At 67.0% G+C, this 16,498-nt stretch carries 16 protein-coding genes; 11 read left to right on the top strand and 5 right to left on the bottom strand.

Annotation, left to right across the window (positions count from 1 at the left end; all coding sequences use genetic code 11):
• Nucleotides 1-143: 143 nt before the first annotated feature.
• The 4 genes from LZA78_RS07420 to rbfA all read right to left on the bottom strand — a co-directional run bounded on the left by LZA78_RS07420 (nt 144) and on the right by rbfA (nt 3,183).
• A complete protein-coding gene (locus LZA78_RS07420; protein WP_233676304.1) occupies nt 144-1,130 on the bottom strand; it encodes a calcium-binding protein in 987 nt (328 codons plus the stop codon).
• A 96-nt stretch (nt 1,131-1,226) separates the two neighbouring features.
• Nucleotides 1,227-1,748: a DUF1643 domain-containing protein gene (locus LZA78_RS07415; RefSeq protein ID WP_233676303.1), complete on the bottom strand. Its 522-nt coding sequence runs from the start codon at nt 1,746-1,748 to the stop codon at nt 1,227-1,229.
• Between the two features lie 37 nt (nt 1,749-1,785).
• A complete protein-coding gene (truB, locus tag LZA78_RS07410) occupies nt 1,786-2,685 on the bottom strand; it encodes a tRNA pseudouridine(55) synthase TruB (RefSeq protein ID WP_233676302.1) in 900 nt (299 codons plus the stop codon).
• A 63-nt stretch (nt 2,686-2,748) separates the two neighbouring features.
• On the bottom strand, nt 2,749-3,183 hold the full coding sequence (gene rbfA / locus LZA78_RS07405) for a 30S ribosome-binding factor RbfA (RefSeq protein WP_218630431.1): 435 nt from the start codon (nt 3,181-3,183) through the stop codon (nt 2,749-2,751).
• A gap of 100 nt (nt 3,184-3,283) precedes the next feature.
• On the opposite strand from rbfA, the gene dapB reads away from it, so the two are divergent.
• Nucleotides 3,284-4,093: a 4-hydroxy-tetrahydrodipicolinate reductase gene (gene dapB, locus LZA78_RS07400; protein WP_233676301.1), complete on the top strand. Its 810-nt coding sequence runs from the start codon at nt 3,284-3,286 to the stop codon at nt 4,091-4,093.
• Between the two features lie 62 nt (nt 4,094-4,155).
• Here the strand turns inward: dapB and LZA78_RS07395 are convergent, their stop codons facing one another.
• Nucleotides 4,156-4,335 (bottom strand): DUF1674 domain-containing protein, encoded by a 180-nt coding sequence (locus LZA78_RS07395; protein ID WP_218630429.1) that lies wholly within the window; start codon nt 4,333-4,335, stop codon nt 4,156-4,158.
• A 75-nt stretch (nt 4,336-4,410) separates the two neighbouring features.
• Between LZA78_RS07395 and LZA78_RS07390 the strand changes: the two genes are divergently transcribed.
• From LZA78_RS07390 to LZA78_RS07345, 10 genes are all read left to right on the top strand, one after another.
• Nucleotides 4,411-5,676, top strand: coding sequence for an RsmB/NOP family class I SAM-dependent RNA methyltransferase (locus tag LZA78_RS07390; protein WP_233676300.1), 1,266 nt, complete (start codon nt 4,411-4,413; stop codon nt 5,674-5,676).
• A gap of 93 nt (nt 5,677-5,769) precedes the next feature.
• A complete protein-coding gene (locus LZA78_RS07385; RefSeq protein WP_233676299.1) occupies nt 5,770-7,524 on the top strand; it encodes a heparinase II/III family protein in 1,755 nt (584 codons plus the stop codon).
• Nucleotides 7,525-7,540: 16 nt separating this feature from the next.
• Nucleotides 7,541-9,127 carry a bifunctional phosphoribosylaminoimidazolecarboxamide formyltransferase/IMP cyclohydrolase gene (gene purH, locus LZA78_RS07380; RefSeq protein ID WP_233676298.1) on the top strand — a complete coding sequence of 529 codons (1,587 nt, stop codon included), beginning with the start codon at nt 7,541-7,543 and terminating at the stop codon, nt 9,125-9,127.
• Between the two features lie 69 nt (nt 9,128-9,196).
• Complete coding sequence (gene lspA / locus LZA78_RS07375) at nt 9,197-9,676, top strand: signal peptidase II (protein WP_233676297.1); 480 nt, start codon at nt 9,197-9,199, stop codon at nt 9,674-9,676.
• A 69-nt stretch (nt 9,677-9,745) separates the two neighbouring features.
• The gene (locus LZA78_RS07370) at nt 9,746-10,300 is read left to right on the top strand and encodes a DUF3035 domain-containing protein (RefSeq protein WP_233676296.1); all 555 of its coding nucleotides are present in this window, start codon (nt 9,746-9,748) and stop codon (nt 10,298-10,300) included.
• A gap of 74 nt (nt 10,301-10,374) precedes the next feature.
• Entirely contained in the window at nt 10,375-11,709 is a 1,335-nt protein-coding gene (locus tag LZA78_RS07365; RefSeq protein ID WP_233676295.1) for a M16 family metallopeptidase, read from the top strand.
• Nucleotides 11,706-13,022, top strand: a complete 1,317-nt coding sequence (locus LZA78_RS07360; protein WP_233676294.1) for a M16 family metallopeptidase — start codon at nt 11,706-11,708, stop codon at nt 13,020-13,022. The genes LZA78_RS07365 and LZA78_RS07360 overlap by 4 nt, the downstream gene beginning before the upstream one ends.
• A gap of 51 nt (nt 13,023-13,073) precedes the next feature.
• Nucleotides 13,074-14,933 (top strand): DNA mismatch repair endonuclease MutL, encoded by a 1,860-nt coding sequence (gene mutL, locus LZA78_RS07355; protein ID WP_233676293.1) that lies wholly within the window; start codon nt 13,074-13,076, stop codon nt 14,931-14,933.
• Nucleotides 14,930-16,087, top strand: a complete 1,158-nt coding sequence (locus LZA78_RS07350; RefSeq protein WP_233676292.1) for a DNA recombination protein RmuC — start codon at nt 14,930-14,932, stop codon at nt 16,085-16,087. The genes mutL and LZA78_RS07350 overlap by 4 nt, the downstream gene beginning before the upstream one ends.
• A gap of 59 nt (nt 16,088-16,146) precedes the next feature.
• Nucleotides 16,147-16,491: a DUF3775 domain-containing protein gene (locus tag LZA78_RS07345; protein ID WP_233676291.1), complete on the top strand. Its 345-nt coding sequence runs from the start codon at nt 16,147-16,149 to the stop codon at nt 16,489-16,491.
• The last annotated feature ends 7 nt before the right edge of the window (nt 16,492-16,498 follow it).

Below are 16,498 nucleotides of genomic sequence, written 5' to 3'. Positions count from 1 at the left end.
TTCGGTCAAAGGGTTGGGGCCGTAGCCGGGATGTCGTCCAGCAAGGTCCATAGGTCTCCGCCAGATTCGGCGGATGCGCGCATATACGGAAAATCGGCCCTGAAGGAAAGCCAAAACTGGCCGCGCAAGCCGCGCGAGGCCCTTTAAAGATTGGCGAATTCCTCGGGGCTGAGCAGCAAGATATCCTCGGGCGAGAGGCCTTCGGCATTCAGCACCTCGGCCAGTCGCCGCGCGCCCAGATAGATCGCAACCGCGCCGGGCGTGTCTTGCGAGGGTTCGATGCGCAGCGCGGCCTCGTCGTCTTCGGGGTCGCGCAACAGGGCGATCCGGTCGAGGCCGGGTTCGAAATCCGCCAGCACGGCGGGGTTCTCCGGGTCGATCCAGTCGCCAAGCGCGAAGAGATCGCCCTCCTCATTGCCCGACACCCAATCGCCCGAGCCCGCCAGCAGCCGGTCCTGCCCGGTGCCGCCATTCAGATAGTCGGTCTCCGCGTCGCGCCCGTCGAGCAGGTCGTTGCCCGCCCCGCCAAACATCTCGTCCAGACCCGCGCCGCCGATCAACACATCGTCGCCATCGCAGCCCTCAAGCGCATCATCCCCTGCACCGCCAAGCAGCAGGTCCTGCCCGGGGCCACCGATCAGCCGGTCGGCGCCCTCTGCGCCCGCAAGCCTGTCGTCCCCGAAACCGCCCATCAGCACATCGTCCCCCGCGCCACCGTCAAGCCGGTCATCGCCATCCTCGCCCGCCAGCACGTCTTTCCCCGCACCGCCCTCCAGCTGGTCGGCGCCCATGCCGCCGGTCAGGCGGTCGTCGCCTTCACCGCCAATGATCAGGTCGTCGCCCTCATAGCCGTTGATCTGATCGTTGCCGCTCTGCCCGTCGATGACATCATCCCCGGCATCGCCCCACAGGATATCGTTGCCCTCCGTGGCCTCGGGCGAGGCCGCGCGCTCGGGCGTCTCGACACCGGGCATCGTGGTGACGGTGTCGCCACCCTCCAGCAGATCGGCCCCGGCCTCGTCCTCGGCCCCTTCGGGCGTCTCGTCCTCATCCGAGCTCACGTCGTCGGGCAGCAGCGCAAGGGACGCGCCCGCCATCAAAAGCCCCATGATTCCGGTCAGAAACAACATACCGCACCCCCTTCTTCCACGGGGATTGCTTAGCGCAGAATTCCCTGCAAAAGACCGAACGCGCGCGGCTTTTTTATCAATTGGTTAACGCGGCGGTTACAGCGCCCAGGGCTCGGGCTGGCGGTCGTACCCGATGTAAAGCGGGTGCTTGGGCGCGCCAGATTTGGTCAGCCCAAGGTGGTGCAAATCGCGCCCCGTGGCGCGCAGCAGGCGCTCAACCGCCGCGCCGCGTTCCAGATGCGCGCCATGGCTGCCCCAGGCACAGATCACCCGATCTCCCGCCCCCGAGGCCCAATCGAGGCTCTCGCGGATGGCAGCGTCATTGCCCGGCCCCACCGGATCGGGTTGCGCGCGCATCACCTTCGGGTCGGTCGCGCGATAGGCAAAGATATTGGTCACCCGGAAGCCGCCAAAGCCAAGCGCCCGCGCGCGGCGCTCGCATCGCTCGACGGTGGGGTCGTTCTGCACCTCGGTCGCGGTCGAGGGGTTGAGCATGATGAACAGCGCCTTCGGCGCGCCCTCCTGCCAGATGCGGGTCAGCTGGTAGCGGTATCTCTCGCAATCGGAATAGACCGCGACGGATTGGGCATCGCCCTTGAGATGCGAACGACTGATCATGACCCCTCCCCCCGACAGGCGCAGAGTAGCGGCAGGCCTACAGATTGAACACCCGACTCGGGTGCAACTCGCTGCCCATCAGGCGGCCAACGGCGACGGGCTGGCCGTCAAAACTCGCCCAGACCTCGCTGCCATACTCGGCGCTGCCGATAACCATGCCGGGGTTGCCATGGCGCAGACGCACCGCGCCCTCAGCCGTCGCGCGCACCTCGGGCAGATCGGCCAGCCCCATCTCGAGCGGCTTGATGCAGACCTCAAGCTCGGGCGTGCGGGCCATGCGGTCGATATCCTCAAGGCTAAGCCCCTCGCCCGCCTCGAACGGACCCGACCATTCCCGCCGCAGCCAGAGCACATGCCCAAGGCAACCCAGCTTCTCGCCCAGATCCCGCGCGATCGAGCGCACATAGCCGCCCTTGCCGCAGACCATCTCCAGCTCGACCGTATCAGCATCAGGGCGCGCGATCAGCGTCAGGCTTTCGACAAACAGCGGGCGCGCGGCCAGATCCATCACCTCGCCCTCGCGCGCCAGATCATAGGCGCGCTCACCCTCGACCTTCACGGCGGAAAACTGCGGCGGCACCTGCATGATGTCACCCTCAAAGGCGGTCAGCGCGGCGGCGATCTCGGCGTCGGCCGGGCGTGTATCGCGGGTGGCGATCACCTCGCCCTCGGCATCATCAGTATTGGTCGCCGCCCCCAGACGCACCTGGAAGCGATAGCACTTCATCGCATCGGTGATGTAGGGCACGGTTTTCGTGGCCTCGCCTAGCGCAATCGCCAGCACCCCCGTCGCCGCCGGATCAAGCGTACCCGCGTGGCCCGCCTTCTTCGCATCCAGCGCCCAACGGACCTTGCCCACCACGGCGGTCGAGGTCACGCCCGCGGGCTTGTCCACGATGATCCAGCCGGAAATGTCGCGTCCCTTCTTGCGGGCCATGCCTGCCTCCTTCGTGCGAGAGCGCGCCTGCTAGCAAAGCCGCGCGGACAGGTCAACGCGCGCTTACGCTTCGTCGTCTTCGCCGTCGTCGCGATGCGCGATGTCGCGCTGGACGGTTTCGTCCGAGAACATCCGCCGCGTCTCGTCGAGACGGTCGAAGGTCTCGTCGATGCGGAAGCGCAGCTCGGGCGCGAATTTCAGCGTCAGCTCACGCGAGACCAGATGGCGCAGCTCGGCCGTATTGCGGCGCAGCGCCTTCAGCATGACTTCGGCATCCTCGCCACCCAGCGTCCCGCCGAGGGGCGCGACATAGACGGTAGCGACCTTCAGGTCGGGCGAGGTGCGCACTTCGCCCACGGTGATATACATCCGGCCCAGGTCCGGATCATGCACATCTCCCCGGATCAGCACATCCGAAAGGGTGCGCCGGATCAGCTCGCCGACGCGCAGCTGACGTTGCGAAGGGCCATCGCCCGAATGAAAGCGGTTCTTTGCCATGGCCCGCACATAGTGCTTTGCCGCGCGCCGCGCAACCGAGGCTTTGCCAAGCCGCCCGTCCCGCTGTAAGAAACCGCAACTAAAGATTGGGAGCGATGACATGACCGACCTGCCGGGGATCGTGATTACCGGGGCCTCGGGCCGCATGGGCCAGATGCTGTGCGCAACCGTGGCGGCCTCCGAGAAGGCACGTCTGGTCGGCGCGGTCGAGCGCTCGGGCCACCCCTGGATCGGCCGCGATCTGGGCGAGGTCTCGGGCGGCCAACCCAACGGCGTCATCGTCACCGACGACCCGCTTGAGGCGTTTTCCAAGGCCCAGGCAGTGATCGACTTCACCGCGCCCTCGGCCACCGTTGAATTCGCCCGCATCGCCGCGCAGGCCCGCTGCGTGCATGTGATCGGCACGACCGGCTTCGAGAAGGCGCATCTCGACGCGCTCGAACCCTGCGCCCGCCATGCGGTGATCGTGCGCGCCGGCAACATGAGCCTCGGCGTCAACCTGCTCACCCAACTCACCCGCAAGGTCGCCCAGGCACTCGATGCCGACTGGGACATCGAGGTGATCGAGGCCCATCACAACAAGAAAGTCGATGCCCCCTCTGGCACTGCGCTCATGCTTGGCCGCGCCGCCGCCGAGGGCCGCGGGATTGATCTTGAGGAAAACACCGAATCGGGCCGCGACGGCATCACCGGCGCGCGCAAGCACGGCGCCATCGGTTTCTCGGCCATTCGCGGTGGCGACATCGTGGGCGAACATGACGTGCTCTTCGCCACGGCGGGCGAGCGGATCGTGCTGCGCCACATCGCCACCGACCGCGCTATCTTCGCCCGCGGCGCACTCAAGGCCGCGCTCTGGGGTCAGGACAAGAAGCCCGGCCAATATGACATGATGGACGTGCTCGGGCTCTGAACCCGCCTTTTCTTCTTGGCGAAAATACCTCGGGGGCCCGGGGGCAGCGCCCCCGGCTTCGCTCAGAAGTCGATGGCGATGCCCTTTTTCTCCCAATCGCCGAAACGCACGGGCTCGGGGCCATCGCGACCACCCAGTTCTACCGGCAGTTCTTCCGCTTTAGCGGCGCGGCGGCGCTCCTCGGCCTCGGCCAGCGCACGTTGCGCGGCGGGGGGCAGGTCTTTGCGGATCTCTTCGGACATGGCGCTTTCCTTGTCTCGGGTCAGGGCATGATATAGGCCGCAAGAGAATTCGGAACAAGACGAAGGGCCGCAGGCATGAGCAACCCCGATCCGGCACGGCGAGCAGCCCTCGGGCTGATCACCGGCGTTACCGAGGCGCGCGAGTCGCTCGCCGACCAGATCAACGCCGGGGCACTGGCCGAACTGCCCCCGTCAGACCGCGCCCGCGCGCAACGTCTGGCCACGCAAACTCTGCGCCACCTTGCCCGCGCCGATGCGATGCTCAAACCCCACCTGCGCAAGCGCCCGCCGGGGGATGTGCTGGCACTCCTGCGCCTTGCCTCGGTCGAGCTTTGCGAAGATCACGGCGCCGCGCATGGCGTGGTCAATGCCGCCGTCACCCTGATCCGCTCGGGCGGTCGCAAGACCGAGACCTTCGCCGGACTCGTCAATGCCGTGCTGCGCAAGGTCGCGGCCGAAACCGAACGCTGGCCCACCCTCCCCGCGCCCGAACTGCCGGGCTGGCTGCGCGGGAGGCTGATGTCGGCCTGGGGCAAGGCCGCGGTGCAGAAAATGGAGGCCGCGCATCTCGCAGGCGCCCCCATCGACCTCTCGATCAAGGGCGATGCCACGGACTGGGCCGCACCGCTTGGCGCGGAATTGCTCCCCACCGGCTCTTTACGCCTGCCCACCGGCGCCCATGTCTCGGAACTGGCAGGTTTCACTGACGGCGCATGGTGGGTGCAGGATGCCGCCGCCGCACTGGCGGCCCGCCTGCTGGCCCCGACGCCGGGTGAACACATTCTCGACCTCTGCGCCGCACCCGGCGGCAAGACGCTGCAACTCGCGGCTGCGGGCGCTGATGTGACCGCGCTCGACATCTCGGAAAGCCGCGCGGCACGGATCGAGGAAAACCTCGCTCGCACCGGGCTGAAGGCGCGAATCGTTGTGGCCGATACGCTCGAATGGCAACCCGAGGCACCCTTCGACGCGATCCTGCTTGATGCGCCCTGCTCGGCCACTGGCACGATCCGGCGTCACCCCGACCTTCCGCTAATCAAGGATGCCCAAAGCATCAAGGAGCTGTTCGGCCTGCAAGCCGCGCTGCTCGACCGCGCGCTTGGCTGGCTCAAACCCGGCGGGCGGCTGGTGTTCTGCACCTGCTCGCTGCTGCCTGACGAAGGCGAGGCGCAGATCCGCGCCGCCCTCGAACGCCACCCCGGCCTCCGCACTATCCCACCGGAATTGAGCGGCATCGATTCGGCCTGGATTACCCCCGAGGGCGGGCTGCGCCTGCGCCCCGATTACTGGCCTGAGCGCGGCGGAATGGACGGGTTCTACATGGCCACCCTGACCGCCTGAGCCGAAATCGGGCGGTGACAGAGACGCCCCCCTTCACTATGTTGCCCGCAAAACCGGGCGGGCGGGTCGGTGACCCGAAAATCGGGCAGGCAGATGACAGGACGAGCGGCAAAAGGCCAGAAACGGGCTCGGTTGGGCGTTGCGCTCAATCGTCTCGCGGCCCTGCGCGCCGCCCGCGCCCGCCCCGCCACCGGATTCGTCAGCCAGCCCGAGCCGCGCACCATCGGATCCTTCGCTCGCGGCCGTCAGTTGATCGCCGGGAACTTCCTGTTCGCGGGCTTCCTGATCGAGGGCCCCGGCGTCGCGATCTGGGATCTGCCGATGCCCGACCCGGCCTTCGAAGAGGCGCTGCACGGCTGCATCTGGCTTGATGATCTTGCCGCCGTAGGCGACCGCGCCGCGCGCGAGCGGGCGCAAGACTGGGTCTTTGGCTGGATCGCGCGTTACGGCGCGGGCTCGGGGCCGGGCTGGACGCCCGATCTGACCGGACGCCGCCTGATCCGCTGGATCAACCACGCGATCTTGCTGCTCAACGGGCAGGAGCGCGCCGCAGCCGACGGGTTCTTCCGCTCGCTCGGGCAGCAGACGCTGTTCCTGTCGAAACGCTGGCGCTCGGCCTCGCCGGGGTTGCCCCGCTTCGAGGCACTTACCGGGCTGATCTACGCGGGCCTCTCGCTGACCGGGATGGAGCGGCTGGCCAGCGGCGCGACCGAGGCCCTGGCGCGCGAATGCGCCGAGCAGATCGACGCCGAGGGCGGCATTCCCACCCGCAACCCCGAAGAGCTGCTGGACGTTCTGACCCTGCTGACCTGGGCCAAGGCCGCGCTGGAGGCCGCCGGGCGCAAGGCCGCCCCCGAACATATCGCCGCGATCGAGCGTATCGTGCCCACCCTGCGCGCGCTGCGCCATTCCGACGGCGGCCTGGCGCGCTTTCACGGCGGCGGGCGCGGGCTTGAGGGGCGGCTCGATCAGGCGCTGGCGGCCTCGGCGGTGCGCGGCCCGATGCCCGCGGGGCTGGCGATGGGCTTTGCACGGATGCATGGCGGCCGCACCAGCCTGATCCTTGACGCCGCGCGCCCGCCGCTTGGCCCGGCCTCGGCCAATGGCCATGCCGCGACGCTGGCGTTCGAGCTGACCTCGGGCCGCCGCCCCCTGGTGGTCAGCTGCGGCTCGGGCGCGATCTTCGGGCGCGAATGGCACCGCGCCGGGCGCGCCACCGCCAGCCACTCGACCCTCGCGATCGAGGGGTTCTCCTCCTCGCGCCTTGCACCCGCGCCGGTTCTGGGCCGCGCGCCCTCGCTCTGGCTTGACGAAACCCCGGCCGAGGTCTGGGCGCGCCGCGACGGCGACGAGGGCGATCAGGTCATGGCCGGGCACAATGGCTATGCGCCGACCCATGGCATGACCCATGTGCGCGAGCTGACCCTCTCGCCCGATGGTGCGGTGCTGACGGGGCAGGACACGCTTGGCGCGATGACCCCGGAAGACCGCCGCCGCTTCGAGACGATCTTCGCCCGCGTCGGCCTGCGCGGAATCCCGTTCCAGATCCGCTTCCACCTGCACCCCGAGGCCGATGCCACGCTCGATCTGGGCGGCACCGCCGTGTCGGTCGCGCTGAAATCGGGCGAGATATGGATCTTCCGCCATGACGGGGTCGCGGAAATGACGCTGGAACCCTCGGTCTATCTGGAATCGGGCCGTTTGCGCCCGCGCCCAAGCCAGCAAATCGTGCTTTCTGCCCGTGTTCTTGACTATGCGTGCCAGATTGGCTGGACCTTCGCCAAAGCACACGATACCCCCGCGTCAATCCGAGACACCGACCCGGACCGCCCCGAATCCGACCTCTGACAAAGGACTGCCAGCCGTGACCAGACCCGTCCCCCTCCTCCGCGCCCTGATCTCTGTTTCCGACAAGACCGGGCTGATCGACTTTGCCCGCTCGCTTTCCGCACGCGGTGTCGAGCTGCTCTCGACGGGCGGCACGGCGAAGGCGCTGCGCGAGGCCGGGCTGAGCGTGCGCGACGTGGCCGACGTGACCGGCTTCCCCGAGATGATGGACGGCCGCGTCAAGACGCTGCACCCCAAGGTGCATGGCGGCCTGCTGGCACTGCGCGACAATGACGAGCATCTGGTGGCCATGGCCGCCCACGGGATCGAACCGATCGACCTGCTGGTGGTGAACCTCTACCCGTTCGAGGCCACCGTCGCGAAAGGCGCCGATTACGAGGATTGCATCGAGAATATCGACATCGGCGGCCCGGCGATGATCCGCGCGGCCTCGAAGAACCACGCCTTTGTGGCGACGGTTGTGGATGTCGAGGATTACAGCGCGGTTCTGGCCGAGCTTGACGCCAATGACGGCGCCACCACCTATCCCTTCCGCCAGCGCCTGGCGCAGATCGCCTATGCCCGCACCGCCGCCTATGACGCGGCTGTCAGCACCTGGATGGCGCAGGCGATCGGCGAGCAAACCCCGCGCCGCCGCGCCTTCGCCGGCACGCTTGCCCAAACCCTGCGCTATGGCGAGAACCCGCACCAGTCGGCGGCCTTCTACCTTGACGGCTCGAACCGCCCCGGCGTTTCGACGGCCAAGCAGCATCAGGGCAAGGAACTGTCCTACAACAACATCAACGACACCGACGCGGCGTTCGAGCTGGTGGCCGAGTTTGGCACCGACAAGCCCGCCTGCGCGATCATCAAGCACGCCAACCCCTGCGGCGTGGCCTCGGGCGCCAGCCTGACCGAAGCCTATAGCCGCGCCTTCGATTGCGACCGCACCTCGGCCTTCGGCGGCATCATCGCGCTGAACCAGACCCTCGACGGTGCCACCGCCGAAGAGATCTGCAAGATCTTCACCGAGGTTGTCATCGCCCCCGAGGCGACCGACGAGGCCAAGGCGATCTTCGCGGCGAAAAAGAACCTGCGCCTGCTGACCACCGGCGCGCTGCCTGACCCGAAATCGACGATCACCACCTATCGTCAGGTTGCTGGCGGCTTCCTCGTGCAGGGCAAGGACAATGGCGCGATCTCGATGGACGACCTCAAGGTGGTGACCGAGCGCCAGCCGACCGAGCAGGAACTGCGCGATCTGCTGTTTGCCTGGAAGGTCGCCAAGCACGTCAAGTCGAACGCGATCATCTACGTCAAGGATGGCGCCACCGTCGGCGTCGGCGCGGGCCAGATGAGCCGTGTCGATTCGACCCGCATCGCCGCGCGCAAGGCGCAGGACATGGCCGAGGTCATGGGGCTGGCCGAGCCGCTGACCAAGGGCTCGGTCGTCGCCTCGGACGCCTTCTTCCCCTTCGCGGACGGGCTGATCACCGCAGCCGAAGCCGGTGCCACGGCGATCATCCAGCCAGGCGGCTCGATGCGCGATCAGGAAGTTATCGACGCGGCGAATGAACGCGGCCTCGCAATGGTCTTTACGGGGATGCGTCACTTCCGTCATTAATACCTCAGCGGCCCGTGCCAAGGGCGTGGGCCGCACCGTTTTTTTGTTTAAGTTTGTTTAGGGGTTGGGATGCGGCTGACCGTCAAGATCGCGGCAATCATCCTGATGCTCGACCAGATGACCAAATACCTGGTCGTGCATTATCTCGAACTCGACCGCGTCGGCGCGATCGATGTTCTGCCGCCATGGCTGAACCTGCGCATGGCCTGGAACCAGGGCATCAACTTCGGCCTGTTCGCGGGCGATGCAAGCTGGTCACGGTGGGTGCTGATCGCCGTGGCGCTGGCGATCTCGGCCTGGGTCTGGGTCTGGATCGCACGCGACAGGCATTCGGCGCTGGTCAAGGTGTCGGCCGGCCTTCTGATCGGCGGGGCGCTTGGCAACGTGATCGACCGCGTGGCCTATGGCGCGGTGGCCGACTTTTTGAACATGTCGCTGCCGATCTGGACGAATCCCTATTCGTTCAACGTCGCCGATATCGCGATCTTCCTGGGCGCGGCCGGTCTTATGCTGTTCGCAGGCAACGACTCCGCTCAGCAAAAGCCCTGACGCCTTTCTGGCGTGACGCGGCCAAAGCGATAGGCTAAGAGAATGGGGAAACAGGTGAGGGAGTGGCCCATGCAGGCAACGATCGGCAAGCTCGGGATCGCATTTGCGACCGTCCTCGTGCTGTCGGCCTGTGGCGGCGGCGATGATGAGCCCCGGCTGATGCATCTGCGCTCGGCCACGCAGGGTCCGGATGAATTCGGCATCCTGCCGACCAAGCCGTTGCAAATGCCCGAAGATCTTGCCGCGCTGCCGGCGCCCACGCCGGGCGGAACCAATATCACCGACCCGACGCCCGAAGCGGACGCCGTAGCGGCCCTTGGCGGCAACCCCGCGCGCCTCAAGGCAGGCGGTATCCCGGCCTCGGACAGCGCGCTTGTCGCGCAGGTCGCGCGCTTTGGCACCTCGGCCAATATCCGCGAGCAGCTGGCCGCCGAAGACCTCGAATACCGCCGCGCCAATGACGGTCGCCTGCTGGAGCGTCTGTTCAGCGTGAACGTCTACTACAACGCCTACGAGCCGATGAGCCTCGATCAGGAGGCCGAGTTGGAGCGTTGGCGCAAGCTGGGCCTGCGCACCCCGGCAGCCCCGCCCGGCGGCGCCGCCCAAGCGGCCACGGGCAACTGATCAATATCGCGTCAGGCGGGTTGCCACCGGCCACCCAGCCCGTAAGTTGATCCCGAATAACGGAGGGATCATTGGTGCGCGCCTTTTTCGCTGCGGCTGTTGCATGGCTGGCTGCCTGGCCCGTTTGGGCCGAAAACGTCACCCATTTTACACTCGACAATGGCCTTGAGGCCGTGGTGATCGAGGATCACCGCGCCCCGGTCGTGGTCCACATGGTCTGGTACAAGGCGGGCTCGGCCGACGAACGGCGCGGCAAGTCTGGAATCGCCCATTACCTTGAGCACCTGATGTTCAAGGGCACCGACTCGATGGCAGCGGGGGAGTTGTCGAAAACCGTCTCAGCCAATGGCGGGTCGGACAATGCCTTCACCTCCTATGACTACACCGCCTATTACCAGCGTATCGCCGCCGACCGGCTGGAACTGGTGATGAAGATGGAAGCCGACCGGATGCGGCACCTGCAGATCTCGCCCGACGACTGGCAGACCGAGCGCGACGTGATCCTTGAGGAACGCGCGCAACGCACCGACAGCGACCCCGGCGCCCTGTTCGGCGAGCAGCGCAACGCCGCGCAATACCTCAACCATCCCTATGGCACGCCGGTCATCGGCTGGCGCCAAGAGATGGAGGCCCTGACCCGCGACGACGCGCTGGAGTGGTATCGCCGCTACTACGCGCCCAACAACGCCGTGCTTGTTGTGGCGGGCGATGTGACCCCCGATCAGGTCAAGGCGCTCGCGCAGAGCTATTACGGGCCGCTTGAGCCGTCGGCTGACATTCCGCCCCGCGCCCGCCCGCAAGAGCCCCCGCAACTGGCCGAACGCCGCCTCGTCTTCCCCGATCCGCGCGTCGCGCAGCCCTATGTCGCACGCAGCTACCTCGCGCCCGAGCGTGACCCCGGCGATCAGAAACAGGCCGCCGCCCTGACCATCCTGGCCGAGGTTCTGGGCGGCAATCCGCAAACCTCGGTTCTGGCGCGCAAGCTGGTCTATGGCAGCGGCACGGCGATCTATGTCTCGGCCTTCTACGACGGCATGGCGATCGACGACACGACCTTTGGTCTTGCCGCGATTCCCGCCGCGGATGTCTCGCTTGAGGAAGCCGAGGCCGCGATCGACACCGCACTGGCCGAGTTCCTGCGCGAGGGCATCGACCAGGCGCAATTCGAACGCATCCGCACCCAGATCCGCGCCTCGGAGATCTACGCGCAGGACAACACGCAGGCGCTCGCCCGCCGCTACGGCGAGGCGCTGGCCTCGGGCTTTTCGGTGGCGGATGTCCAAAGCTGGCCCGACGTGCTGATGTCGGTCACCGAGGACGAGGTGATGCAGGCCGCCCGCACGGTCTTTGACCGCCGCCAGGCCGTGACCGGATACCTGACCCGCCCCGCCGAGGAGGCCACCCAATGATCCGCTTCGTTCTGGCCACCCTGACCGTGCTTTGCCTGACGCTTCCCGCCCGCGCGCTGGATATCCAGGAGGTCACCTCACCCGGCGGGCTCAAGGCCTGGCTGGTCGAGGCGCATGACATCCCCTTTACCGCGCTCGAGATCCGCTTTCGCGGCGGCGCCAGCCTCGATGCGCCCGACAAGCGCGGCGCGATCACCCTGATGGCCGCAACGCTTGAAGAAGGCGCGGGCCAGATGGACGCGCAGGCCTTCGCCGAAGCGACCGAGTCGCTCGCCGCGCAGTTCAGCTTCGACGTGGATGACGACACGCTTAACATCTCGGCGCGGATGCTGACCGAGAATCGCGACAAGGCGGTGGATCTGCTGCGCGAAGCGCTGACCAACCCGCGCTTCGATCAGGTAGCAGTGGATCGCGTGCGCGGGCAGGTGTTGTCGATCATCGCCTCGGATGAGGAAGACCCCAATGCCATCGCCGGGCGCAGCTTCCGCAAGCTGGCCTATGGCGATCACCCCTATGGCTCCTCGCTCAACGGCACGGCGGAAAGCGTCAAGGCCCTGACGCGTGAGGATATCTTCGACGCGAAGGCCCGCGTGATGGCGCGCGACCGGCTGGTGATCTCGGCGGTGGGCGATATCACGCCTGAAGAACTCGGCGTGCTGCTTGACGACCTGCTGGGGGCGCTGCCGGAAACGGGCGCGCCGATGCCGCCGCGCGCCGAACTTCGCCTGTCCGGCGGTGTGACCGTGGTCGATTACGACACGCCGCAATCGGTGGTGATCTTCGGCCAGCAGGGTCTGGCGATGGACGACCCGGATTTCTTCGCGGCCTATGTGATCAACCAGATCCTCGGCGAGGGCGGCTTTGCCTCGCGGCTGATGGAAGAAGTGCGCGAAAAGCGCGGCCTGACCTACGGGATCTATACCTACCTCGCGCCCAAGGATTTGGCCGAGACCTGGCAGGGCTCGTTCGCCTCGGCCAATGGCAAGGTCGCCGAGGCCATCGCCGTGACCCGCGCCGAATGGGCGCGCATGGCGACGGGCGAGGTTACCGATCAGGAGCTGAACGACGCCAAGACCTACCTGACGGGCGCCTATCCGCTGCGCTTCGACGGCAACGGGCAGATCGCCGGGATTCTGGCGGGGATGCAGCTTAACCACATGCCGATCGACTATGTGAACACCCGCAACGCCAAGGTCGAGGCGGTCACCAAGGAAGACGTCAAGCGCGTCGCGCAGCGGTTGCTCAATGCCGATGCGCTGCGCTTTGTCGTGGTTGGCAAGCCCGAGGGGCTGTCCACGGGCGCCTCGAACTAAGCGATCCCGAATCTGTTGGGCTTGGCCAAGGGCTGTGCTATCCCTTGTAGGATGAATGCACAGCCCCCCAATATAGGCACCAATCGCCCCGTCATCCGGCAGCTTGACGATGCCGCCGCCAACCGCATTGCGGCGGGCGAGGTGGTGGAGCGTCCGGCCTCGGCCGTGAAAGAGCTGATCGAGAACGCGCTTGACGCCGGGGCCTCGCGCATCGAGGTCGCCTATGCCGATGGCGGCAAGACCCTGATCCGCATCACCGACGACGGCTGCGGCATGACCGCCGAAGATCTGCCGCTGGCGATGAGCCGCCATGCCACCTCGAAGATCGACGGATCGGACCTGCTCAACATCCACACCTTCGGCTTTCGCGGCGAGGCGCTGCCCTCGCTTGGCGCCGTCGGACGGCTGAGCATTACCTCGCGCGCCGAGGGGTTCGACGCCGCACAGATCACCGTCGCAGGCGGGCAGATTGGGCCGGTCAAACCCGCCGCGCTGAACCGGGGCACCGTGGTCGAGTTGCGCGACCTGTTCTACGCCACGCCCGCACGGCTCAAGTTCCTGCGCACCGACCGGGCCGAGGCGCAGGCCATCGCCGATGTGGTCAAGCGCCTCGCCATGGCCGAACCCTATGTCAGTTTTCGCCTGATCGACACCTCGGGCGGCAATGAGCGTGAGATCTTCCGCGCCGATGCCGAACAGGGCGAATTGTTCGGCGCGCTCTCGGGGCGGCTGGCGCGTGTGCTTGGCCGCGAGTTCGCCGACAACGCCCTGCCCATCGACGCAGAGCGCGAGGGCATCCGCCTGACCGGATACGCCGCCCTGCCCACCTATTCGCGTGGTGCGGCGGTTGAGCAGTTCCTGTTCGTCAACGGCCGCCCGGTGCGCGACAAGATGCTGATCGGCGCCCTGCGCGCGGCCTATATGGATTTCCTCTCGCGCGACCGGCACCCGGCGGCGGTGCTGTTCCTGAGCTGCGAGCCCGAGCGCGTGGACGTCAACGTCCACCCCGCCAAGGCCGAGGTGCGCTTTCGCGAGTCCGGCGTGGCGCGCGGGCTGATCGTGGGCGGGCTGCGCCATGCGCTGTCGCAGGCGGGGCATCGGGCCTCAAGCACCGTGGCCAGCGCGACGCTTGGCGCGATGCGCCCCGAGGAACCCGTGTCCCCGCGCATCTACCAGATGGACCGCCCCAGCCTTGGCGCGATCCGCAGCGCCTATAGTGCGCAGGCCCCGCTGAACCAGCCAAGCTTCGCCGAGGCCTCGCCGGTGTTCGATGCACCCATTGCCCCCTCGGCCCGCGTGGCAGACCCCGCGCCGCAGCCCGAGCTGACCAGTAAGCCCCTCGGCGCCGCCCGCGCGCAGGTGCATGAGAATTACATCATCGCCCAGACCGAGACCGGCATCGTCATCGTCGATCAGCACGCGGCGCATGAACGGCTGGTCTATGAACGCCTCAAGCGCCAGATGGCGGAAAAGGGCGTCGCCGCGCAGGCCCTTCTGATCCCCGAGATCGTCGAGCTGTCCTCGGGCGATGCCGCGCGGCTGCTGGATCTGGCCGAAGACCTGGCGCGCCTCGGCCTTGGCATCGAGCCCTTCGGCGGCGGCGCGGTGGCGGTGCGCGAAACCCCCGCGATATTGGGTGAGATTAACGCCGCCGCGCTACTGCGCGATGTGCTCGATGAGCTATCCGATCTTGGCGACAGCCAGCTTGTGCAGGCCCGCATCGAGGCGGTGCTGAGCCGCATGGCCTGCCATGGCTCGATCCGCTCGGGCCGCCAGATGCGCGTCGAAGAGATGAACGCCCTCCTGCGCGAGATGGAGGCCACCCCCCATTCCGGCCAGTGCAACCACGGCCGCCCCACCTATGTCGAGCTGCGGCTTGGCGATATCGAACGGCTTTTCGGACGGACATGATTACCATCGGCACCCATCAGATCGACCTTGGCGACCCGCTTGTTCTGGCGCTGCTGTTCGGCGGCGGGCTGATCGTGATTTTGCTGGTCATGGTGCTGCGCGCGGCGGGGCGCTCGGCCCAGGCTATCGACCCGCTGGCGGGCCATATGGCGCAGCTGTCGCAGCGGGTGCAGGCGCTCTCGGACGGGCAACACCAACTTGCCGGGGGGCTGCACCACGTCTCCGAGGCGCAGGCCATGAGCCAGACCAAGGTGCTGGCCCTGATGGAACAACGCCTGGCCGATGTGAACCGCGCCATGACCGAAAGCCTGCATGGCACCGCCACGCGGACCGCGCGCTCGCTTGGCGATCTGCACCAGCGGCTTGAGGCCATCGACAAGGCGCAGGCCAATATCGAGAAACTCTCGGGCGATGTGCTAGGGCTTCAGGACATCCTGTCGAACAAGCAGACCCGCGGCGCCTTTGGCGAGATCCAGCTTAATGACATCGTCCACAAGGCGCTGCCCTCGGACAGCTACACGATGCAGGCGACGCTTTCCAACGGGCGGCGCGCGGATTGCCTGATCCACCTGCCGAACCCGCCCGGCCCGATCGTGATCGACTCGAAATTCCCACTGGAGGCCTACGAGGCCCTGCGCCGCGCCGAGAACCAGAGTCAGCTGATCGAGGCGCAGCGGATGATGCGCATCGCCGTGCGCAGCCATATCAAGGCGATCTGCGAGAAATACATCCTTGAGGGCGAAACCGCCGATGGCGCGCTGATGTTCCTGCCCTCGGAAGCCGTCTATGCCGAGTTGCACGCGAACTTCCCCGAGCTGGTGCGCGAGGGTTTCACTGCCAAGGTGTGGATCGTCAGCCCCACGACCTGCATGGCCACGCTCAACACCATGCGCGCGGTGCTGAAAGACGCGCGCATGCGCGAGCAGGCCGGGGCGATCCGCAAGGAGCTGGCCGCGCTGTACCAGGACGTTGATCGTCTGGGGACCCGTGTGGGCAACCTTGACCGGCATTTCGCGCAGGCCGCCAAGGACATCGAGGAAATCAAGATCTCGGCCGAGAAGGCCGGTAAGCGAGCGCACCGCCTTGATAATTTCGATTTCGAGGAACTGGCGCCCGAACCCGACACCACCCGCATCGTCCAGATCAAACCCTGAGCGATTGCGCTTGCGCAGGGCGGTAACTGGCGCGAAACTGGCGCCATACGGAGGACGTTATGCTACCGATCAGCCCCGCCAAAGTCGCCCATGTCATCGTTCGCGCCCGCAAGTTCGACGCCGATCTGCCCGGTTCGGGCCAAGGCCGTGAATTGCGCGCTTTCATTGCCGCGCTGAACGAGGAAGAGCAGGCCGCGCTGACCGCGATCATGTGGATCGGGCGCGAAACCTTCGACGCCAGCGAATTCGACGAGGCTTTCAATACCGCCCGCGCCGAAGCGACGGCCCCGACCGAGGATTACCTCATGGGCGTGCCGATGCTGGCAGATTACCTCGAAGACGGGCTGAGTGCGCTTGGCATAGACCCCGAAGACGCCGAGGAGGAAGCCTACCCCACGGTTTGAAGAAGGC

Origin of the sequence: Rhodobacter flavimaris (assembly GCF_021378075.1) — a bacterium.
GTDB lineage: Bacteria > Pseudomonadota > Alphaproteobacteria > Rhodobacterales > Rhodobacteraceae > Rhodobacter > Rhodobacter flavimaris.
This window is presented reverse-complemented; position numbering and strand designations above follow the sequence as displayed.